The organism is Enterobacter cloacae complex sp. 418I7, assembly GCF_050030705.1.
Classification (GTDB): Bacteria; Pseudomonadota; Gammaproteobacteria; order Enterobacterales; family Enterobacteriaceae; genus Enterobacter; species Enterobacter intestinihominis.
On sequence record NZ_JBLGUU010000001.1, the window covers coordinates 1,253,937 to 1,274,059 of the forward strand.

Consider the following 20,123-nt stretch of genomic DNA (forward strand, 5'->3'; position numbering starts at 1 on the left):
AAAGAAAGCAAGACGACACCTGCAATACAAGAGGCCACCAAAAGGTGGCCTCTTTTTTTTATCTGACGACCATCACCGGAATGTGGGTGTGGCGGATCACGCTGGAGGCGTTCGACCCCAGCAGGTGAGTGGTGATAGACGGGTTGCGCGAACCAATCACCACCACGTCTGCGTTCAGCTCCGCGGCCAGTTCATTAACGGCGTCACGCACGCTACCGAACCGGACGTGGGTTTTTATGCGGGAAGGATCGATGCTGAAGTGCCCGACCATGGTTTGCAGGCGCGTCTCGGCTTCATGCTGTAAATGCTCTTCAAAACGACGCACATCAGCAGCGAAACGATGCAGGCTCAGGCTGGCAGTGCCCGGTAAAACATGCAGAAGATGAATAACTCCGTCCTGCTGCGCGAGAAATTCCGCATGACGTACAGCCTTATCACTCAGTTCCATTTCGAAAACATCAACCGGCATAATGATTGTTTGATACATACCCGTTTCTCCTTGTTTATAAACGCTGCAATCATTCAACCACAAAATATAAATGGTTTCTGTAATCCCGACAGCACTTTTATCTCGCCAGGATAAATCTCAAAACAGGCGGATTCCGGGGCATATCCCGAGAGGTAGCTACCCTTTTATAAGCTTACCCACACCCTTTCGGAGGTTGCATGAAAGCTCTCACCTATCACGGTCCACATCATGTTCGGGTCGATAATGTCCCCGATCCGGGCATCGAACAGCCTGACGATATCATCCTGCGCGTAACAGCCACGGCGATCTGTGGTTCTGATTTGCATCTTTATCGCGGAAAAATTCCCAAGGTCCAGCACGGCGATATCTTTGGTCATGAATTTATGGGCGAGGTGGTGGAGTGCGGGAGCGAAGTGAAGAACGTGCAGAAAGGTGACCGGGTGGTGATCCCGTTTGTGATTGCCTGCGGTGACTGTTTCTTTTGCCAGATGCAACAGTACGCGGCCTGCGAAAACACGAACCGCGGGCAGGGCGCGGCGCTGAACAAAAAGCAAATTCCCGCCCCTGCCGCGCTGTTTGGCTACAGCCATCTTTACGGCGGCGTGCCGGGCGGACAGGCGGAGTATGTGCGCGTGCCGAAAGGCAACGTGGGGCCGTTTAAAGTGCCTCAGCTGCTGTCAGACGACAAAGCGCTTTTCCTGTCAGATATTCTGCCTACCGCCTGGCAGGCGGCGAAAAATGCGCAGATCCAGAAAGGCTCCAGCGTCGCCGTATTCGGGGCCGGGCCGGTGGGGTTACTGACCATTGCCTGCGCGCGGCTTCTCGGCGCAGAGCAGATTTTTGTGGTTGACCATCATCCCTATCGACTGCGGTTTGCCCAGGAGCGCTACGGCGCGATCCCGATTAACTTTGATGACGATAACGACGCGGCGGAGAAAATCATTGAGCAAACGGCCGGGCAGCGCGGGGTGGATGCGGTGATTGATGCCGTCGGGTTTGAGGCCAAAGGCAGCACGACGGAAACGATCCTCAGTAACCTGAAAATTGAAGGCAGCAGCGGCAAAGCCCTGCGCCAATGCATTGCTGCGGTGCGACGCGGCGGCGTGGTCAGCGTGCCGGGCGTGTACGCCGGTTTCATCCATGGCTTCCTGTTTGGCGATGCCTTCGATAAAGGGCTGAGCTTTAAGATGGGGCAGACGCACGTCCACGCCTGGCTGGGAGAGCTGCTGCCGCTTATCGAAAAAGGGTTGCTTACACCGGAAGATATTGTGACCCACTATCTTCCGCTGGCTGATGCGGAGCGCGCCTATAAGATCTTCGAAAAACGGGAGGAGGAGTGCCGCAAGGTGATCCTGGTGCCTGGCGCAGACACCCCGGAGGCAGCGCAGCAGAAAGTGAAGGGACTGGTGAATGCCTTCCCCGGCGGCGTTGTGTGAGGTTTCGTCCCCACGGCACTACGACAGAGTAAACATGGATTAAGCGGTTTTTGTCCGATATAAGACAATCGGGTGAATTTGCGGAAAGAGGATGCAGGTGCATCCTCTGTGCAAAGCGGGGTCGCTTGTTCAGAAGGGATTAACGCAGGTAATCGCCAGCGGCTTCGGGCTGGTAGAGCAGCTCAAGCACTTCCAGATGGGCTGAGGCGCCGCCCGGGAGTTCCCAGTGGATAGTATCGCCCGTGCGCAGTCCAAGCAGCGCCGCGCCCACGGGTGCCAGCACCGAAAGCTGCATGCTGCTGTCGGTCATCTGCGCCGGATAGACCAGCGTACGGGTGAGTTCCTCCCCGGTGGTCAGGTTGCGGAACTTCACCTGGCTGTTCATGGTGACCACATCATGCGGCATGGTCTCAGGCGTACACATCTGCGCCCGGTCTAGCTCTTCGTTCAGCGCATCGGCTACCGGCAGCGAGGCGAATTCTGGTTTCTCCAACAGTCGGTCAATACGTTCTGCGTCGAGTTCATTGATGATAATCGTAGGTCTGGACATTTTTACTCCATGTCGTTAATGCTGCGTGTAACGCAGAAACCAATCCAAAAGAAAACCCTCGCCGTCTGGCAGCGAGGGTTTAACTTATCTGATGATACTGTCTGAAACCCTAAGTTTGAAGTGATGAAGGTCACATTCGTGCGCCATATGAATTTTTGGCAATAAACCCGGCATCCCGATTCACGCTGAACGGAAATTTCGTTACGCTGGTAAAACTTAAACCGGGCAATGCGCATTGCAGCCCCAGCGTAGAGAGAGCGATATGTACTTTTACCAACCGTCTCAGGGGCACGGTCTGCCGCACGACCCGCTGAACGCCATTATCGGTCCGCGTCCGATTGGCTGGATTTCATCCTGTGATAAGGCCGGTCAACTGAACCTTGCCCCGTACAGCTTCTTTAACTGCTTTAACTATCGCCCACCGATCATTGGTTTTTCCAGCAACGGCTGGAAGGATAGCGTGCGGAATATTACCGAAACGGAAGAGTTTGTCTGGAACCTCGCAACGCGCGATCTGGCTGAGGCGATGAATGAAACCTCCGCCACACTCCCTCATGGCGAGGATGAATTTACCTTTGCCGGCCTGACGCCCGTAGCCAGCCAGCTTGTGAGCTCGCCGCGCGTGGCGGAAAGCCCGGTGAATTTCGAGTGTCGATTGTCACAGTGCATTCAGTTGACCGGCGCGGATGGGACACCGATTGATACCTGGCTGGTGCTCGGCGAAGTGGTGGGCGTCCATATCGCTGAGAGTTTGCTGGAAGAGGGGATTTACCAGACCGCGAAAGCGCAGCCCATTCTGCGTGCGGGTGGACCGTCCGCCTACTACGGCATCAGCGACAGCCATCGCTTCGATCTGGTACGCCCGGATGCGCGCAGGAACAATCAGTAACCAGCTTTATCGATAACAAACTGTTTGCCGCAGTTGCCCGGATGCGGCTGTGGCGCAAAGGTGCTGGCTGAGAGCGAGTTGTTAATGGTGCTGGATTTTAGCGAGATCTGCATCTCGGTCAGATAAGCCGGATTGCCATGGCAGGTAAGCTTGAACGCTTTTACGTTCTGTTTCCCCCAGCTTTTGGCCACGGCTGCATCAAAATCGCTACGGCGGACGGTCTTGCCATAGTTTTCCGCCAGAAATTCCCCAACCGCACTATTTTTCACTTCCTGGTTCATGCGCACCATGGTGCCGAAGTAAGCGTCGGGATCAAAACCAAAGCATACGCCGTGTTTCGCGTATTCATAACGTTCAAGGCAGGAGTTGCCGCCCGCGCCGGGCATCACGCTGTTAAGCTTTGCCGCGCCCGTTAGCGATAGTCCGGTCTCTGCGGCGTCACATTTGCGGCTGGCTTTTGCTTCCGGCATATTCGGAACCGGACGAGTGGCACAGCCGAAGCGCATCCAGCGGCGTTCATCCACTCCGCGAGCGGCAATAGATTTCGGCAGTGCTGGCCATAAGCCGTGGACGGTCAGAAAATCGGCTTTGTTGCTGCTCTCTTTTTGCAGGCGACACTCTTCCGGTTCGTCACGGTTGCGTTCGACCATACTCTGGCAAAATCCCGTTTGCCAGGAAAGAGCCAGAACGTAGCGATCGAAATCGCCGTACTGGGTTGGCTTAAGCGGATCTGCCTGAATTGAGAAGACACAGAGTGCAAGCGCTACTGCGCCAGACGGGATAACGATATCCTTCCTGAACATTTGCTTTCCTGATTGGTTGGGCGCGATTAATTTCTGGGGGTTATTAAAGCACAAAAAGCGCCCGCAGGCGCTTTTTGGAAAGCAGGAATTTCGCTTAGGCAGCGCCGGGAACCAGCACTTCGGTGGCGATAATAACGATAATCAGGCCAACCAGCACCGGCACTGACGTGCGTTTTACCACTTCAAACGGAGAGATTTTTGCCATCCCCGCCACCGCAACCACCACGCCCGATACCGGAGAAATGGTACGACCCAGGTTGGAGGCCTGGAGCATCGGAATGGACAGGTAAGCCGGGTTGATGCCGGAGGAGTGTGCCAGCTTAGGGATCATCTCAACAAACGCATAGAACGGCGCGTTACCGGAGCCGGTAGTCATCGCCGCCAGCATGGTCAGTACCACCAGCACCAGCATCAGGATAATGCTGGCCGAGCCGAACGAGGTGGCGATAGAGATCAGGCTCTGGATAAAGCCGATTGTGCTCAGCCCCTGAGCAAACACCCCTGCGGCAACCAGCAGCATCACCACGCCCGCGAAGGCATCCGCCATACCGCGGAAGGCGACTTCAAGACCCGTGAACACCTTCTGGGTATTAAAGCCACGAACAAATTCCAGGATGGCCGCCAGCAGCATACAGATCACCAGGATAGTGATGATGTGCAGCTGAGGGCCCCATTTGCCGTCAAAAATAAGCACGCCAATAATCGGCGTGAAGGGCAGGATGGAATAAAACGCCGGGGCGGTAGTGGTGATTTCACTGACGTCCATCATCTCATGGCTGACGTTCTCTTTCTTATCGAGGTAGCGTTGCCAGAAGAAATGCGCCACGCCCATGCCGAGAATAGCGGTGATGGAGATTGGCAGTGTGGTTTTGAAGGCGAAGTCAATCAGCGACATTTCCGCGGCTTTCGCTGCCAGCACCACGTCACCGGAAGTAGGGGAGAGAATAATCGCCGCCGGAGAGGCGCAAATAGCCGCCGCTGCGCCACGGCTGATCCCGACGTTAACCATTACCGGGAATAACGTCGCCATTAACAGCACGCCAAGGCCTGTTGCTGAGGAAACGGCTAATGACATCAGACAGGCCAGGAAATAAGCCGCGACCATCAGCAGATAGGGGGAGTTAATATATTGCAGCGGCTTAGAAGCCAGCTTTACCACCATATCATTCGCGCCGATATGGGTCATATAGGCAGCAAATCCGCAGAGCATCATGATCATCATGCCCAGGTCGCCGCCGCGGCTCATCAGCAGAATTTTTATATATTCCACAATATCGGTAGCGGTATATCCGGTGCTGGCTTCGCTGGCGGGTAAAACCTGATGACCCATTAGCGCGCTAATGATCAGCAGCGTCAGGCCGCCGACAAATAGCACGCCGGTGGCTGAGTAACCTTTAATGATGTAGCGTGCTACACCGACAATGACCACGACTCCAATGAGGAGTTCGAGAAAAGTAAGCATGATTTCCCCTGTATCCTTGCTGCCCGAGAGACAAATAATCAATAAAAAAGAAGCCTGAAATGTGCCGAATAAATGGCCAGTCCTTGCTGATTAAAATCAAGAAAGAGACTACTAAAGGCAATGATGACGATATTTTTGCTAACCCTGCGTCATTTATATTAAGACGTTATTGACCTGATGAATAGATATTATATGTCATTAAATTGATGGTGAAGTGTTAAGGTTTTGAGTATTACTTGCCGACAATCGATTTAAAAACGTAAATCTCTTTAAAACTACTTCTCTTTCATTCTTTTGCCTGCTTATACTCGGTTCACTTTTACCCTATCCGACGATCTGAATATGCACGCCAGCTGGACGTATCGCCTGCGCTTTATCAAAAAACATCTGCTGATGTTTTTGCTGGCGTTTGGCTGGCTGTTAATCCAGAGTCAGGTGGCCGTTGCCTCCCATCAATGTTCAATGGATTTGCGCGGTGAGGTGGCCACCATCCAGCATATGGATATGATGGCGGAACCGGGGCTGCATTATGCTGCCGGTGCTTCACCGCTGTGTGAAAAACATTGTGTGCCGGATCAGGTACAAAAAGAACCTGCCCAGCCGCATCTGGTGGCGCTGCCTGCCGCCATGACGCTGACCTTAACGACGCCAGAGTGTTCATCTGCAAGCCATTCTGCGTGGTCTGTTACCCCTCCTGCTGTGGGGCCGCCGGCAACGATCCGCTATTGCCGGTTTCGGGAGTAAAAACCTGTTAATTCGTTGATTTTATTTACTTAACGTTTAACAGGAGTTTTATCATGCGTACCCTATTCCTTTCCGCGCTGGTTGGCGCGTCCATCTCTTTCGCTTCTTATACCGTTCAGGCAAACCAGACCTGGCAGGGCCGCGGCGTGGTTCAGTCGATCTCTGACAATGCCGTCATGCTCCGTCACGAGGCCATACCGGAACTAAAATGGCCAGCGATGACCATGCCGTTTACTTTATCTTCGGGTGCCACGCTGAATGGCGCCAAACCGGGGGATGAGGTGACCTTCACGCTTGAGCGTGCGGGTGACGGTTTCCAGATTATCTCGCTGACGCCAGCGCGCTAAGCGAGGTCACCATGAAACAACACACACTGAGCCTGTGGCTCGGTGGGGTGTTGTTCGGCCTGTTAACCTCCGCCGCGCAGGCGGAGCCGTGGACGCTCGAACACACCCTGACCGAAGCCCAGCGCTACTCGGCAGAACTCTCCGCCAGCCGTAACGAAGCGCAGGCGCTGGATGCGATGGCGGATTCCGCCACGCAATTACCTGATCCAAAACTGAAATTCGGTATTGAAAACGTGCCGGTACAGGGCAGCAACGATCGGCGGCTTACGCGCGAAGGGATGACCATGCAGAAGGTTGGCATCATGCAAAGCTACGTCAGCTCAGAGAAGCGGGAACGTAAAGCACAGACTTTTCAGGCGCAGGCGCGAAGCGTGCTGGCAAAATCCGAGGCCGTACGTGCCGCGCTTCAGCGTGATACCGCCCAGGCCTGGCTGGATCTGGCGCTGGCACAGCAGGCGCTGAAAACGGCCAGAACGCTGGTCCGTGAAACGGAACGCCAGCGGGGCGTGCAGAAGGCGAGCGTCGGGGCGGGAGGCGCAACGCCGGACAGCGTACTGGCCCTGCAAATGATCCTCAGCGCCATGCGCGACAAAGAGACGCTGGCGCAGCGGGATGTGCAGCTGGCGCAAAGCCGTCTGCTGGAGCTAACAGGGCACGCTATTACGGCGGTTCGCGGTCCGCTGCCGCGCTATCAGCGCCTTCCTGCCGATGAAAAAACGTTGCAGGAGGGGATTGCCAGACACCCGGAAGTGGAGGCCGCGCGACGTGAAGCAGAGACCGCGAAAGCGCGTTCAGCGCAATCTGCCGTGGCAGCGATACCCGATGTGGATGTGGAGGTCTATTACGCCCACCGCGCCGAAGGCTATGACGATATGGCTGGCGTGATGTTCAGCGTGGATCTGCCTTTGTTCCAGTCAAAACGTCAGGACAAGGATTACGCCGCCGATGTTTCCCGCTCAATGCAGGCGGTGGATCAACTGACGCTGCTCAAACGCGAACACATTGCCCAGGTGCAAACGCTGGTGGCGCAGTATCAGGCTGCGCAAACGGTGTGGCAGCGTCAGCGGGATGAGGTACTACCGTTGCAGCGACAACGGCTGGCGGTGCTGACGGCGCAATATCGTTCTGGACAGTCGGCGCTTCCGGCCCTGCTGGAGGCGCGTCGTGGCGTACTGGATACGGAACTGGCGGCGAACCAGGCGGAGCGCGAAATGGCGCGAACCTGGGCTGCCGTGAACTGGCTGATCCCGCAGGAGCTGGCGCAATGAAAAAAACAACGTTAATGGCGATTGCCATCACGATAGCTGTCGCTGGCGGCTATTTTGTCGGACAGAAGCAGACGCATCAGCCGGATGCGGCTTCACAACCCTCAGAACGCAAGGTGCTTTACTGGTACGACCCCATGGTGCCCGGTCAGCGCTTCGATAAGCCGGGTAAATCCCCTTTTATGGATATGGATCTGGTCCCACGCTACGCCGATGAAGCGCAGGCGGCGTCAGGCGTGGCCATCAGCACTCAACAGCAGCAAAACCTGGGGATGAAAACCGCCAACGTTGAGATGCGCCAGCTGGTTTCGCCGTTCTCGGCCTTTGCCACGGTTGCAACGGATGAACGTAACGTCTCGGTGTTGTCAGCCCCGGCCAATGGCGTGGTGTCAAAATTGTTTGTTAATGCGCCGCAGCAGCAGGTAAAAGCCGGAGAGGCGCTGGCGCAACTGTGGATCCCGCAGTGGACCGCCGCCCAGCAGGAGTATCTCGCGGTTCGTCAGCTTGGCGATGCCGCATTGACCCGCGCCGCTCGCGAGCGGCTGGCGTTGCAGTTTATGCCAGAAGAGGTCATTCGTTTGCTGGAGCGTAGCGGTAAGCCGCAGACCACGCTCATTCTGCGCACCGACCGGGCGGGCTATGTGGTGAAGCTGGACGTGCGGGAAGGGGCGCAAATCACCGCAACGGCGCCGCTGTTTGAGATCGCCAGCCTCGATCCGGTCTGGCTGGTGGTCGACTACCCGCAAACGCAGGCGCAGTCTCTGGCGGTGGGCAGCAAGGTGGTAGCAACCTCAGAAAGCTGGCCGGGGGAGCAGTTCCACGGCACGGTCAGCGAATTGCTGCCGCAGATGGAGGTGGCCACGCGAACCCTGAAAGCCCGTATCGTGCTGGAAAATTCCGCACATAAGCTGAAGCCGGGCATGTACCTCTCCGTCAGCCGTGCGGAAGAGCTGAAAGGCCCGCAGGTGCTGGCGGTGCCGGAAGAAGCGGTGATTAACAGCGGAGAGTCTGCGCGTCTGCTGCTGGCTACCGGGGACGGTTATTTTCAGCCTGTGACAGTGAAAACCGGCCTGACGGCGCAGGGCTGGACGGCGATCCTGTCCGGGGTCAAAGAGGGCGATAAGGTGGTGACGTCCGGGCAATTCCTGATTGATTCCGAAGCCAGCCTGCGTAGCGTGATGCCGGAGGTGACGCCATGATTGCCGCTGTGATTCGCGCCTCGTTGCGTAACCGCCTGCTGGTGATCCTGGCCGCGCTGATGATGGCCGGCTGGGGCTGGTGGGCGGTGCAGCACGCGCCGCTGGACGCGTTGCCCGATCTGTCTGATGTGCAGGTCATTATCAAAGCGAGTTACCCCGGGAAAGCGCCGCAGGTGATTGAAGATCAGGTGACCTGGCCGCTGACAACCTCCATGTTGTCTGTGCCGGGTGCCAAAACCGTGCGCGGTTTTTCAATGTTTGGTGACGCTTATGTGTATGTGCTGTTTGAGGATGGCACCGATCTCTACTGGGCGCGATCCCGGGTGCTGGAATATTTAAGCCAGATACAGGCGCAGTTTCCGCCGGGCGTGAAGGTGTCGCTGGGGCCGGATGCGACGGGCGTCGGCTGGATCTACGAATATGCGCTGATCGACCGTAGTGGAAAACACAGCCTGGCAGATCTGCGGGCCCTTCAGGACTGGACGCTTAAGTTCGAGCTTAAGACGGTACCGAATGTATCTGAAGTGGCAAGCATTGGCGGAATGGTGCGTCAGTATCAGATCGTGGCGGACCCGGCGGAAATGCGCGCGCTGAATATTACCCACAGCCAGCTATCCGGCGCGGTGCAGGCCGCCAATAAAGAGAGCGGCGGCGCCCTGCTGGAGATGGGCGAAGCGGAGTATATGGTGCGGACAATGGGCTATTTGCGCTCGCTGGAGGATTTTCGCAATGTGGTGATCGCCACCCGCGATGGCGTACCTGTCCTGCTGAAAGATGTCGCCACCATTGGCATTGGCCCGGAGATCCGCCGGGGCGTGGCGGAGCTTAACGGTGAAGGGGAGGTTGCTGGCGGCGTAATCGTGATGCGCTACGGGCAGAACGCGCTGGAAACCCTTCGCGCGGTAAAAGCGAAACTGAGCGAGCTGCAAAAAACGCTGCCGCAGGGCGTCGAGATTGTTCCGGTCTACGATCGCTCCACGCTGATTGAGGAGTCGGTCAAAACGCTGACGCACAAGCTGCTCGAAGAGTTTGCCGTGGTGGTACTGGTGTGCGCGCTGTTCCTGTTCCACCTGCGTTCCGCGCTGGTGGCGATGGTTTCTCTGCCGCTGGGGATCCTCGGGGCTTTTGTGGTGATGCACTATCAGGGCATTAACGCGAATATGATGTCGCTCGGCGGGATCGCCATTGCCATCGGAGCGATGGTGGATGCGGCAATTGTCATGATTGAAAACATGCACAAGGTGCTGGAGCAGTGGCGGCATGATAATCCGGGCAAGGAGCCTGCGTCGGGAGAGTACTGGCGTCTGGCGGAAAAGGCGGCGGTTGAAGTGGGACCGGCGCTGTTTTGCAGCCTGTTAATCATCACGCTGTCATTTATACCGGTATTTTCGCTGGAAGCGCAGGAGGGGCGAATGTTCTCGCCGCTGGCGTTCACCAAAACCTGGTCGATGGCCGTGGCCGCCGGGCTTGGGATCACTCTGGTGCCGGTGCTAATGGGCTTCTTTATTCGCGGGAAAATCCCGGATGAGAAGGCAAACCCGATAAACCGCCTCCTGATCCGCCTGTATGAGCCGCTGCTTGATAAGGTACTGACCTTCCCGAAAACGACACTGGCACTGGCATGTCTGCTGCTGATCGCCACGCTCTGGCCGCTGAGCCGCCTGGGCAGTGAGTTTATGCCGCCGCTGGATGAAGGGGATTTACTCTATATGCCCTCCACGCTGCCGGGGATCTCTGCTCGCGAGGCATCGCGGCTGCTTCAGCAGACGGACCGCTTGATCAAAAGCGTACCGGAGGTGGCGAGCGTGTTTGGCAAAGCTGGTCGGGCGGAGTCGGCAACCGATCCCGCGCCATTAACCATGCTGGAAACAACTATCCACTTTAAGCCCCGCGAGCAGTGGCGGCCTGGAATGACGCCGCAAAAGCTGGTGGAGGAACTCGATAAAACCGTGTCGCTGCCGGGCATTGCCAATGTGTGGGTGCCCCCTGTCCGTAACCGTCTGGACATGCTGGCAACCGGGATCAAAAGCCCGGTCGGCATTAAGGTGAACGGCAATAATATTGCCGACATTGAGCGCGTGGCCCGGCAGATTGAGCAGGTGGTGAAGGACGTTCCTGGCGTCTCCTCGGCGCTGGCGGAGCGACTGGAAGGCGGGCGCTACGTGGATATTCGTATCGACCGGCAAAAAGCCGCGCGCTACGGCGTTTCCGTCGATGAACTGCAAAGCCTGGTCTCCACGCTGGTCGGGGGCGATAACATTGGTGAGGTGATCCAGGGACGCGAGCGGTACCCCATCAACCTGCGTTATCCCCGCGATTTGCGTGATAACGTCGACACGTTGCGGGTGTTGCCGGTAGTAACCGCCAGCGGTAGCCAGGTGGCGCTGGGGGAACTGGCCGATATCGTCGTGACGGAAGGCCCACCGATGCTAAAAAGTGAAAATGCGCGCCTTTCCAGCTGGATCTACGTTGACTTACGCGGGCGCGATCTGAAGTCCGCCGTAGATGAAATGCAAAAACGGGTGGAGGAGAAGGTGGTATTGCCGCAGGGCGTATCTCTCTCCTGGTCCGGGCAGTTTGAATATCTGGAACGGGCGACCGCGACGCTTAAAATAGTCTTACCTGTCACGCTGATGATTATATTCGTCCTTTTATGGTTAACCTTCAGGCGGATATCAAATGTCCTGATAATAATGGGGACATTGCCTTTCGCGCTTATTGGTGGGGTGTGGTTACTATGGCTGCTTGAATATAATTTGTCTGTGGCGGGGGCCGTTGGCTTTATCGCCCTTTCCGGGGTGGCAGCAGAATTCGGCGTAATTATGGTTCTATATTTGAATCATGCGCTTGATAAATATCACAGGCTTGAGCCAGAAGGGGGAAATACGGTGCTATTGTGGGCGATCCACGAAGGTGCCGTGCTGCGCGTGCGTCCGAAGGTGATGACGGTCGCCACGATTATGGCGGGACTGCTGCCCATCATGTGGGGCAATGGGAGTGGCTCGGAGGTGATGCAACGTATTGCTGCACCGATGATTGGTGGCATGGTTACTGCACCGTTATTGTCGATGTTAGTTATTCCCGCACTCTACAAATTGTTACATCAACGTTAAAAATGTCAACTGCATGTGCTTATTCAGGCATGCAGTTTATGTATCGTCAGACTATTCTCAGGAACGGGATGGTAATTAGGAATAACACCCATGCTGTTAAGCGTTCATTCAAGTATTCTGTGCTAAGGTCTGCACCGAATACTAAATATGGTAATGGCATTGTGATTGTACGAATTAAATTCCCCCTGATTTTATTGTTTATTATTGCGCAGTTATCATTTGCGTCTGCTGTTAATGCACAGAGCAATACAGCGGATAAAAGCTGGTTCACCACCTTCACGGATAACGTCGCGCAAACATGGAACGAACCTGAACATTACGATCTCTATATTCCGGCCATTACGTGGCATGCACGTTTTGCCTACGATAAAGAAAAAACAGACCGTTATAACGAGCGTCCGTGGGGGGCTGGTTTCGGTCAGTCTCGCTGGGATGAAAAAGGTAACTGGCATGGCCTGTACCTGATGGCGTTTAAGGACTCCTACAATAAATGGGAGCCTATTGGTGGCTACGGCTGGGAAAAAACCTGGCGTCCGTTATCAGACGACAACTTCCGTCTGGGACTGGGCTATACGGCAGGGTTTACGGCGCGTGATAACTGGAAATACATTCCTGTTCCGGTACTGTTGCCGCTTGCCTCAATCGGCTATGGTCCGGCAACGTTTCAGATGACCTACATACCGGGTACGTATAACAACGGTAACGTTTACTTTGCCTGGATGCGGTTTCAGTTTTAACTGCATTTGTCTGGTAAATCGGCCAAAAAACGCACAGACATTGAAATGTAAAGGATAAAAATCGGACAGCGAAAATTAACGCGACTTTTGTCACTTTTTATCAAAGATCCGCTGGACAAAACGCCTCACAATTGTTGTACTGATACCCGACACAGCATTTGTGTCGTTTTTTAATGTAAAGGTAATTTTGATGTCTAAGATTAAAGGTAACGTTAAGTGGTTTAATGAGTCCAAAGGATTCGGTTTCATTACTCCTGAAGATGGCAGCAAAGACGTGTTCGTACACTTCTCTGCAATCCAGTCTAATGGTTTCAAAACTCTGGCTGAAGGTCAGCGCGTAGAGTTCGAAATCACTAACGGTGCCAAAGGCCCTTCTGCTGCTAACGTAATCGCTCTGTAATTCAGACGCGTCAGCAAGAATTTCAAAACCCGCTCAATGAGCGGGTTTTTTTCGTTATGAATCAACCAAAAAGATAGATCTTCAGAAAGCTGGCGACGATCGCGACGCTTAGCAATACCATACCCACGCCTGACAGATTCTCTCTCATGCTATCACCCTCGTTCAATATTGAGCCAAGAATGACAGAGAAAAATTAAGCCAACATTAAGGTTGTCGCGCTTAATGTCCGCTGGCGGAGGAAAATAACCAGAATGCGATCGCAGTCATCGCAAACGAGCCAAGCATGTTAACGGCAATGTTCGTCAGCGCCCAGCCCATCCGGCCTTCCTGAAACAGAAACACCACCTCCGCAGAGAAGGTAGAAAACGTCGTTAAACCGCCGCAGAAACCGGTCGTAATCAGTACCTTCCACATAGGGTCGATGTTGGTCATGCGATTAAACCACGCCAGCCCCATCCCGATGATAAATGCCCCGATCAGGTTTGCCGCCAGTGTCCCCATCGGAATGGCCTGATGCAGCGGGTTAAACCGCATGCTTAAGAGCCAGCGCGCAACGCTACCCGTGCCCCCACCAATAAAAACGGCTATAAGTAGTTGTAACACTGTCAATACCTGCTATTTGCTGTGTAAGTGCGTCGAGTGTAACGCTGTTTTTAACCGGGAGACAATTATGTATGTTGCAGTAGGGCAGTTTGCGGTGACGCCGGACTGGAATGAAAACGCGGACAAGTGCATCTCCCTGATGAACCAGGCGAAGCAAAAAGGGGCGGCGCTGCTGGTGCTTCCTGAAGCGTTACTGGCGCGCGATGATGGCGATCCGGACCTGTCGGTAAAGTCTGCGCAAATGCTGGAAGGGGCGTTTCTGAAACGACTGCTGTCCGAAAGCGTCGGTAACGCGCTCACCACCATTTTGACTATCCATGTTCCCTCCACGCCGGGGCGGGCGGTGAACACGCTGGTGGCGATACGTGAAGGCACAATTGTCGCAAGCTACGCCAAACTTCATCTGTATGATGCGTTCAGCGTCCAGGAGTCGCGACTGGTCGATCCGGGGAGTGTAATTCCGCCGCTGATTGAGGTGGAGGGTTTTAAGGTTGGCCTGATGACCTGCTACGATATCCGTTTTCCGGAGCTGGCGCTGAACCTGGCACTACAGGGGGCCGAGGTGCTGGTTCTGCCCGCCGCGTGGGTCAGAGGACCGCTTAAGGAGCATCACTGGGTAACGCTACTGGCCGCACGCGCGCTGGACACCACCTGCTATGTAGTGGCTGCGGGTGAATGTGGCAATAAAAATATCGGGCAGAGCAGGGTTGTCGATCCGCTGGGAGTGACCGTAGCCGCGGCGGCGGAAGCGCCTGCTTTACTGCTGACAGAGATAACGTCAGCACGAATAACGCTTGCGCGTCAGCAATTACCTGTTCTGCGCAACCGCAGGTTTGCGCCACCGCAATTAATATGATGTTTTTTTCAACAATGCTTGATTCACCTTGTTACAGATTGCTATTGTGTGCGCGCGCCTGATGACCGTTAATACGTTCAGGTTTCTTTGGCGCTGAATGCAGCCTGTTTCATGTAAAGAAGGTATTTATGGGTGAGATTAGTATTACCAAACTGCTGGTGGTTGCCGCACTGGTCGTCCTGCTGTTCGGTACCAAGAAGTTACGCACGCTGGGTGGAGACCTGGGTGCTGCCATTAAAGGCTTTAAGAAAGCAATGAACGATGACGACGCGGCAGCGAAGAAAAGTGCCGAAGATGACATCGCAGCACAGAAGCTTTCACACAAAGAGTAATGGCAATGCTGCAAGGCTTGCATAAAAAAACCGGCTCACGAGGCCGGTTTTTTGTTTTACTGTAAATAAGTTTTACAGCTTTATTTCACTTCTTCGCCCTTCGCCTGCATATCGGCGTGATAAGAGGAGCGAACAAACGGACCGCACGCAGCGTGGGTAAAGCCCATCGCCATCGCTTCGGCTTTCATTTCATCGAACTCATCCGGACTCACGTAACGCTGTACAGGCAGGTGGTGACGGCTTGGCTGTAGGTACTGCCCCAGCGTCAGCATGGTGACGCCGTGGCGGCGCAGATCGCGCATCACTTCAATGATCTCAGCGTTGGTTTCACCCAGTCCCACCATCAGGCCAGACTTGGTAGGAATATGCGGATGGGCTTCTTTAAAGCGCTCCAGCAGCTTCAGCGACCACTTGTAATCTGCACCTGGACGCACCTGACGGTAGATACGCGGTACGTTCTCCAGGTTGTGGTTGAACACGTCTGGTGGCGTCGCGGTCAGGATATCGAGCGCGCGGTCCATACGGCCACGGAAGTCCGGCACCAGCGTCTCAATCTTAATGTTCGGGCTTTTTTCGCGGATGGCGGTAATGCAGTCAGCGAAATGCTGAGCACCGCCATCGCGCAGATCGTCACGGTCAACGGAGGTGATAACAACATAACGCAGCGCCATATCGGCAATGGTCTGCGCCAGTTTTTGCGGTTCGTTAGCGTCAGGCGCAACAGGACGGCCATGAGCAACGTCACAGAACGGACAGCGGCGGGTGCAGATGGCACCCAGAATCATAAACGTCGCGGTACCGTGATTGAAACATTCAGCAAGGTTAGGGCAGGAGGCCTCTTCACAGACAGAGTGGAGGCCATTTTTGCGCATCGCCGCTTTGATCCCCTGAATACGCGAAGAGTCAGCCGGAAGTTTAATTTTCATCCATTCCGGTTTTCTTAACAGCGCCTCGCGCTCTGTAGCCACGTTTTTAACCGGGATAAGGGCCATTTTATCGGCATCGCGGTATTTAACACCGCGTTCCATCACAATGGGTTTACTCATAGCGTGCGTGTTCCAGTTGCGAATATCGAAGGAAAGCGTTTCAATTCAAGGGAATGTTGTAATTATCAACTATTTTTGAACGAACGACAGGCAGTATAACATTTAAAGGGGCGGTAAAGCAGCCTGCCAGGTCGCCAATTTGTAAAATAGTTGTTGTTTTGTGCCTTTTGCCCCGCATGCGGCAGGGCCTTACGCTGAAAGGCGGATCAAAAAGTCTGGCGGATCACATTGATGACGTTTTCCAGCACCGGATCGCGCAGGCTTAGCTTGTTGTAATGCAGTGAGATTTCAATAGATTCCGTCGTAAGTTGACTTAATGGAATGCTCTCCAGTGGCCAGCACTTTTGAAGCAAAGTGAAGAGACGCACAGGCATGATACAGAGCAAGTCGCTGCTGCCAATCAGGGCCGCGAGGGTAAACATATTGTAACTGCTAAAGCTGATCGGACGGTCCGGGAAGAGTTCGTCAATACGTTGTCGCAGAGGATCCTGACCCTGTCCTTCGGACATAAATGTCGCATGTTCGTAATGGCGCAAATTTTCTGGCGTCAAAGGTGCGCTCAACGCAGGGTGAGCCTGACGACAAACGAGCGCCAGAGTGTCGGTATAAAGTACGTTATGCCCTAACGCTCTGGCCGTAAAGCTATTGCCGTCGATGATCAGGTCCGTCTGGAATTGCGCCAGCTGTGTTTCCGGATCGGTGACGGGCACGTTGCGGATAAGCAACTGTGGCGCATGCTGTTTCACCGCCTGATAGATGGCCGGCATGACCAGAACGCCCACTGAGGGAGAGGTGCCTATGGTGATAGTTCGTTGCTTATCATAACTGCCGGTGAGATCCAGCGCGCCCAGTATTGATTCCAGACCCTGGCTGATGTACTCGTGCAGATGGGTAGCGTACGCGGTTGGGGTTACGCCCTGGCCTTTATGAATAAATAACGGATCGGGAAATATCGCGCGCAATTTTTGAATTGACTGGCTAATAGCAGAGGGCGTGAGATTAAGAATTTTCGCAGCATTAACGATACCTTTATGGACATATACCGCCTCAAAAATAGTCAATAAATTGAGATCAATATTACGTAAAGTCCGAAAAATTTGCGGCTTATCTTCGCCGCTGGTTTCATTCAGGCGTTTGGCTGGTAAATTAGTAGGCTCCACGCTCTTACTCCGTATCCATTCACAATATGAATGATAGTTGAATTTATTTATTATGCTTGCAGAGATTCGTAAAGTGTTTAGTAAGTTTCCATTATTTATCGAAAACAAGCAGTTGGGTGATTGTCACGCACGTTACACGAAACCCGGTGATGGTTCTATTAAGGTTCTAATTAATATGTGACGCTAATATATGGGCGACTCGAAAATATAGAATATGCGGTTTATTGTAAAGCGTAAATGCGGTAATTAAGCAGTGGCTGGTCAAATAATTGAGCCACTGCCCAAGGTAAGTTAAGCAGCAATATATTCGTAGGTGGGATTGTTAAGCAGTGCTAAAAAGTTCTTCAGAAGCACGGGCCGGATATTGTCAGGCGTGGCGGTATCGACCCACTGGCGCATTTGCGTCATTTCCATACCGGCATACCCACATGGGTTGATGCGCTGGAAGGGGGCCAAATCCATATTGATATTCAGCGCCAGCCCGTGGAACGAGCAGCCTTTTCGGATACGCAGCCCCAGCGAACAGATCTTCATCTCTCCCACATAAACGCCCGGGGCATCGGCGCGAGGGTGAGCGTCAATATCGTACTCAGCCAGCGTATTCACCACGGTTTGCTCCAGTAAGGTCACGAGCTCACGCACGCCCAGCTTTCTGCGTTTCAGGTTAAGCAGAACATACATCACCTGCTGGCCCGGGCCGTGGTAGGTCACCTGTCCACCGCGATCGCTCTGGATCACCGGGATATCGCCCGTCATCAATAAATGTTCGGCTTTTCCTGCCTGGCCTTGAGTGAACACCGGCAGGTGTTCAACCAGCCAGATTTCATCAGGCGTGGTGTCATCGCGCCTGTCGGTAAAGTCATGCATAGCCTGAGAGACAGGCTCGTAAGGCTGTAGCCCAAGATGGCGGACAAGAATTTTATCCTGGTACAAAAGGATGTCTCCGAAGACAAGGGAGAATAGGTAACGGGGAGTATATCACAGCGGGGAAGTGGGTTACCCGGCAAACCGGGTAACCGCAGAAGGACTACAGCACCATACGAACAATTTCAATATTGCCGAGCTCTTCGTACAGCGTCTCAACCTGCTCAATGTGTGTCGCAGTGATGGTGATTGACACCGAGTGGTAGTTACCTTTGCTGCTCGGTTTGACTGATGGAGAGTAGTCGCCCGGCGCATGGCGCTGTACCACTTCAACCACCTGATCAACCAGCTCAGGTTTCGCCAGACCCATTACTTTGTAAGTAAAAGGGGTAGGGAATTCAAGCAGTTCGTTAAGTTTGGTTTTCATGTCAGCTCCGGCGTGTGTATAAAAAATAATAACTCCCGCCACGGGGCGGGAGTTTTACTGATACGTAGTATATGGGGATCAAAATCACACTTTCAAGTGTTCAATTTTTAACCAAACCAGTGATGGAACATCAGCTTAATGTAATCAATGATTTTGCCGAAGAAATTGCCTTCAGGAATTTCCTCCAGCACCACCAGCGGGCGCTGATCGATGGTTTTGCCATCCAGCTGGAAGTTGATGGTACCCACGACCTGATTCTTTTGCAGCGGGGCGTGCAGCTCGGTGGTATTCAGCACGTAGCTGGCTTTCAGATCTTTCATACGACCGCGTGGGATCGTCAGATAGAGATCTTTGTCCACACCCAGGGAAGCACGGTCGTTATCGCCAAACCAGACAGGTTCAGAGGCAAATTCTTTACCGGCTTTCAGCGGATTCACGGTTTCGAAGAAGCGGAAGCCCCAGGTCAGCAGTTTTTTACTTTCCGTTTCGCGTCCTTTAAACGTGCGGCCCCCCATCACGGCAGAGATCAGACGCATCTGGCCTTCAGTGGCAGAAGCCACCAGGTTATAGCCGGCTTTGTCGGTGTGACCAGTTTTGATGCCGTCGACGTTCAGGCTATTGTCCCACAGCAGGCCGTTACGGTTGGTCTGACGAATGCCGTTGAAGGTGAACTCTTTCTCTTTGTAGATAGAGTACTCGTTTGGCACATCGCGGATCAGCGCCTGACCGATCAGCGCCATGTCACGCGCGGAGCTGTACTGACCTTCGGCGTCCAGGCCGTGAACGGTCTGGAAGTGGCTGTTTTTCAGGCCCAGCGCAGAGACGTAGCTGTTCATCAGGCCCACAAACGCGTCCTGGCTGCCCGCTGCAAAATCGGCCATTGCCACGCAGGCGTCGTTACCGGACTGCAAGTTGATGCCACGGATAAGCTGAGAGACCGGAACCTGCATGCCTGGCTTCAGGAACATCAGCGATGAACCTTTGAACACCGGGTTGCCGGTTGCCCACGCATCGTTACCGATAGTCACCAGATCGGTTTCTTTAAATTTACCCGCTTTCATGGCCTGGCCGATAACATAGCTGGTCATCATTTTGGTCAGGCTGGCCGGGTCGCGGCGGGCATCGGCGTTCTGTTCTGCCAGAACTTTGCCGGAGTTGTAATCAATCAGGATGTAGGATTCCGCGTCGATCTGCGGAACGCCAGGGATCATGGTCTTGATGTTCAGGTCATCCGCGTGAGCTGCGGAGAACGCAGCAGCGCAAAGGGCCGTGGTCAGCGCCATGCGCTGCACAAAACGAGCAGAAAAAGTGGTCTTCATGGTCAGAACTACGACATCCGTGATGGAATTAAAAAAAGTGCCTTACTATAGCAAATGCTATACGGGCAGGCATCCGACTTTCATCATGAGAGTGTTAACGTG

The 20,123-nt window shown here is 54.2% G+C and carries 21 protein-coding genes; 11 read left to right on the forward strand and 10 right to left on the reverse strand.

Translation table 11 applies throughout. The features are described 5' to 3' along the window. Positions 1–58: 58 nt before the first annotated feature. Positions 59–487: a universal stress protein UspG gene (gene uspG, locus ACQG0S_RS05960; RefSeq protein WP_046618911.1), complete on the reverse strand. Its 429-nt coding sequence runs from the start codon at positions 485–487 to the stop codon at positions 59–61. A gap of 179 nt (positions 488–666) precedes the next feature. On the opposite strand from uspG, the gene ACQG0S_RS05965 reads away from it, so the two are divergent. Next, positions 667–1,905, forward strand: coding sequence for a zinc-dependent alcohol dehydrogenase (locus tag ACQG0S_RS05965; protein ID WP_015571156.1), 1,239 nt, complete (start codon positions 667–669; stop codon positions 1,903–1,905). A gap of 139 nt (positions 1,906–2,044) precedes the next feature. Here the strand turns inward: ACQG0S_RS05965 and rnk are convergent, their stop codons facing one another. Next, positions 2,045–2,455 (reverse strand): nucleoside diphosphate kinase regulator, encoded by a 411-nt coding sequence (rnk, locus tag ACQG0S_RS05970; protein WP_022647414.1) that lies wholly within the window; start codon positions 2,453–2,455, stop codon positions 2,045–2,047. A 262-nt stretch (positions 2,456–2,717) separates the two neighbouring features. On the opposite strand from rnk, the gene ACQG0S_RS05975 reads away from it, so the two are divergent. Further along, on the forward strand, positions 2,718–3,344 hold the full coding sequence (locus ACQG0S_RS05975) for a flavin reductase family protein (RefSeq protein WP_023299579.1): 627 nt from the start codon (positions 2,718–2,720) through the stop codon (positions 3,342–3,344). Here the strand turns inward: ACQG0S_RS05975 and rna are convergent. Next, the gene (gene rna, locus ACQG0S_RS05980) at positions 3,338–4,147 is read right to left on the reverse strand and encodes a ribonuclease I (RefSeq protein WP_048966708.1); all 810 of its coding nucleotides are present in this window, start codon (positions 4,145–4,147) and stop codon (positions 3,338–3,340) included. The genes ACQG0S_RS05975 and rna overlap by 7 nt on opposite strands. A 94-nt stretch (positions 4,148–4,241) precedes the next feature. After that, positions 4,242–5,609, reverse strand: a complete 1,368-nt coding sequence (gene dcuC, locus ACQG0S_RS05985; RefSeq protein WP_017382481.1) for an anaerobic C4-dicarboxylate transporter DcuC — start codon at positions 5,607–5,609, stop codon at positions 4,242–4,244. Between the two features lie 342 nt (positions 5,610–5,951). Here dcuC and ACQG0S_RS05990 point away from each other — a divergent pair, with 342 nt between their 5' ends. From ACQG0S_RS05990 to cspE, 7 genes are all read left to right on the forward strand, one after another. Beyond that, positions 5,952–6,353: a hypothetical protein gene (locus ACQG0S_RS05990; RefSeq protein WP_023299582.1), complete on the forward strand. Its 402-nt coding sequence runs from the start codon at positions 5,952–5,954 to the stop codon at positions 6,351–6,353. Positions 6,354–6,406: 53 nt separating this feature from the next. After that, positions 6,407–6,700, forward strand: coding sequence for a copper-binding protein (locus ACQG0S_RS05995; RefSeq protein ID WP_046618907.1), 294 nt, complete (start codon positions 6,407–6,409; stop codon positions 6,698–6,700). 11 nt (positions 6,701–6,711) lie between these two features. Beyond that, positions 6,712–7,968 carry a TolC family protein gene (locus ACQG0S_RS06000; RefSeq protein WP_023305683.1) on the forward strand — a complete coding sequence of 419 codons (1,257 nt, stop codon included), beginning with the start codon at positions 6,712–6,714 and terminating at the stop codon, positions 7,966–7,968. Beyond that, a complete protein-coding gene (locus tag ACQG0S_RS06005; RefSeq protein WP_048966707.1) occupies positions 7,965–9,164 on the forward strand; it encodes an efflux RND transporter periplasmic adaptor subunit in 1,200 nt (399 codons plus the stop codon). The genes ACQG0S_RS06000 and ACQG0S_RS06005 overlap by 4 nt, the downstream gene beginning before the upstream one ends. Then, a complete protein-coding gene (locus ACQG0S_RS06010) occupies positions 9,161–12,277 on the forward strand; it encodes an efflux RND transporter permease subunit (protein ID WP_426750112.1) in 3,117 nt (1,038 codons plus the stop codon). The genes ACQG0S_RS06005 and ACQG0S_RS06010 overlap by 4 nt, the downstream gene beginning before the upstream one ends. A 161-nt stretch (positions 12,278–12,438) precedes the next feature. Beyond that, positions 12,439–13,014 (forward strand): lipid IV(A) palmitoyltransferase PagP, encoded by a 576-nt coding sequence (gene pagP / locus ACQG0S_RS06015; RefSeq protein WP_032621658.1) that lies wholly within the window; start codon positions 12,439–12,441, stop codon positions 13,012–13,014. Positions 13,015–13,204: 190 nt separating this feature from the next. Continuing rightward, positions 13,205–13,414 (forward strand): transcription antiterminator/RNA stability regulator CspE, encoded by a 210-nt coding sequence (cspE, locus tag ACQG0S_RS06020; protein WP_002439184.1) that lies wholly within the window; start codon positions 13,205–13,207, stop codon positions 13,412–13,414. A 219-nt stretch (positions 13,415–13,633) separates the two neighbouring features. On the opposite strand, the gene crcB is transcribed toward cspE, so the two are convergent. Beyond that, positions 13,634–14,017 carry a fluoride efflux transporter CrcB gene (gene crcB / locus ACQG0S_RS06025; RefSeq protein WP_017382474.1) on the reverse strand — a complete coding sequence of 128 codons (384 nt, stop codon included), beginning with the start codon at positions 14,015–14,017 and terminating at the stop codon, positions 13,634–13,636. Positions 14,018–14,084: 67 nt separating this feature from the next. On the opposite strand from crcB, the gene ACQG0S_RS06030 reads away from it, so the two are divergent. Both ACQG0S_RS06030 and tatE read left to right on the forward strand, forming a co-directional pair. Continuing rightward, positions 14,085–14,873: a deaminated glutathione amidase gene (locus tag ACQG0S_RS06030; RefSeq protein ID WP_048966705.1), complete on the forward strand. Its 789-nt coding sequence runs from the start codon at positions 14,085–14,087 to the stop codon at positions 14,871–14,873. A 128-nt stretch (positions 14,874–15,001) separates the two neighbouring features. Further along, complete coding sequence (gene tatE, locus ACQG0S_RS06035) at positions 15,002–15,205, forward strand: twin-arginine translocase subunit TatE (RefSeq protein ID WP_022647424.1); 204 nt, start codon at positions 15,002–15,004, stop codon at positions 15,203–15,205. An 80-nt stretch (positions 15,206–15,285) separates the two neighbouring features. On the opposite strand, the gene lipA is transcribed toward tatE, so the two are convergent. The 5 genes from lipA to dacA form a co-directional block, all read right to left on the reverse strand. After that, positions 15,286–16,251 carry a lipoyl synthase gene (lipA, locus tag ACQG0S_RS06040; RefSeq protein ID WP_048966704.1) on the reverse strand — a complete coding sequence of 322 codons (966 nt, stop codon included), beginning with the start codon at positions 16,249–16,251 and terminating at the stop codon, positions 15,286–15,288. A gap of 206 nt (positions 16,252–16,457) precedes the next feature. Then, positions 16,458–17,411 (reverse strand): YbeF family transcriptional regulator, encoded by a 954-nt coding sequence (locus tag ACQG0S_RS06045; protein WP_426750115.1) that lies wholly within the window; start codon positions 17,409–17,411, stop codon positions 16,458–16,460. A gap of 291 nt (positions 17,412–17,702) precedes the next feature. Continuing rightward, complete coding sequence (gene lipB / locus ACQG0S_RS06050; RefSeq protein WP_023299587.1) at positions 17,703–18,344, reverse strand: lipoyl(octanoyl) transferase LipB; 642 nt, start codon at positions 18,342–18,344, stop codon at positions 17,703–17,705. A 94-nt stretch (positions 18,345–18,438) separates the two neighbouring features. Further along, positions 18,439–18,702, reverse strand: a complete 264-nt coding sequence (ybeD, locus tag ACQG0S_RS06055; protein WP_003858718.1) for a DUF493 family protein YbeD — start codon at positions 18,700–18,702, stop codon at positions 18,439–18,441. A gap of 107 nt (positions 18,703–18,809) precedes the next feature. Then, on the reverse strand, positions 18,810–20,021 hold the full coding sequence (dacA, locus tag ACQG0S_RS06060) for a D-alanyl-D-alanine carboxypeptidase DacA (protein ID WP_003858714.1): 1,212 nt from the start codon (positions 20,019–20,021) through the stop codon (positions 18,810–18,812). Between the last annotated feature and the right edge of the window lie 102 nt (positions 20,022–20,123).

What these genes read in the sequence shown, in the direction of transcription:
- uspG (WP_046618911.1), bottom strand. Translation starts at nt 487, where the DNA reads ATGTATCAAACAATCATTATGCCGGTTGATGTTTTCGAAATGGAACTG.
- ACQG0S_RS05965 (WP_015571156.1), top strand. Translation starts at nt 667, where the DNA reads ATGAAAGCTCTCACCTATCACGGTCCACATCATGTTCGGGTCGATAAT.
- rnk (WP_022647414.1), bottom strand. Translation starts at nt 2,455, where the DNA reads ATGTCCAGACCTACGATTATCATCAATGAACTCGACGCAGAACGTATT.
- ACQG0S_RS05975 (WP_023299579.1), top strand. Translation starts at nt 2,718, where the DNA reads ATGTACTTTTACCAACCGTCTCAGGGGCACGGTCTGCCGCACGACCCG.
- rna (WP_048966708.1), bottom strand. Translation starts at nt 4,147, where the DNA reads ATGTTCAGGAAGGATATCGTTATCCCGTCTGGCGCAGTAGCGCTTGCA.
- dcuC (WP_017382481.1), bottom strand. Translation starts at nt 5,609, where the DNA reads ATGCTTACTTTTCTCGAACTCCTCATTGGAGTCGTGGTCATTGTCGGT.
- ACQG0S_RS05990 (WP_023299582.1), top strand. Translation starts at nt 5,952, where the DNA reads ATGCACGCCAGCTGGACGTATCGCCTGCGCTTTATCAAAAAACATCTG.
- ACQG0S_RS05995 (WP_046618907.1), top strand. Translation starts at nt 6,407, where the DNA reads ATGCGTACCCTATTCCTTTCCGCGCTGGTTGGCGCGTCCATCTCTTTC.
- ACQG0S_RS06000 (WP_023305683.1), top strand. Translation starts at nt 6,712, where the DNA reads ATGAAACAACACACACTGAGCCTGTGGCTCGGTGGGGTGTTGTTCGGC.
- ACQG0S_RS06005 (WP_048966707.1), top strand. Translation starts at nt 7,965, where the DNA reads ATGAAAAAAACAACGTTAATGGCGATTGCCATCACGATAGCTGTCGCT.
- ACQG0S_RS06010 (WP_426750112.1), top strand. Translation starts at nt 9,161, where the DNA reads ATGATTGCCGCTGTGATTCGCGCCTCGTTGCGTAACCGCCTGCTGGTG.
- cspE (WP_002439184.1), top strand. Translation starts at nt 13,205, where the DNA reads ATGTCTAAGATTAAAGGTAACGTTAAGTGGTTTAATGAGTCCAAAGGA.
- ACQG0S_RS06030 (WP_048966705.1), top strand. Translation starts at nt 14,085, where the DNA reads ATGTATGTTGCAGTAGGGCAGTTTGCGGTGACGCCGGACTGGAATGAA.
- tatE (WP_022647424.1), top strand. Translation starts at nt 15,002, where the DNA reads ATGGGTGAGATTAGTATTACCAAACTGCTGGTGGTTGCCGCACTGGTC.
- lipA (WP_048966704.1), bottom strand. Translation starts at nt 16,251, where the DNA reads ATGAGTAAACCCATTGTGATGGAACGCGGTGTTAAATACCGCGATGCC.
- ybeD (WP_003858718.1), bottom strand. Translation starts at nt 18,702, where the DNA reads ATGAAAACCAAACTTAACGAACTGCTTGAATTCCCTACCCCTTTTACT.
- dacA (WP_003858714.1), bottom strand. Translation starts at nt 20,021, where the DNA reads ATGAAGACCACTTTTTCTGCTCGTTTTGTGCAGCGCATGGCGCTGACC.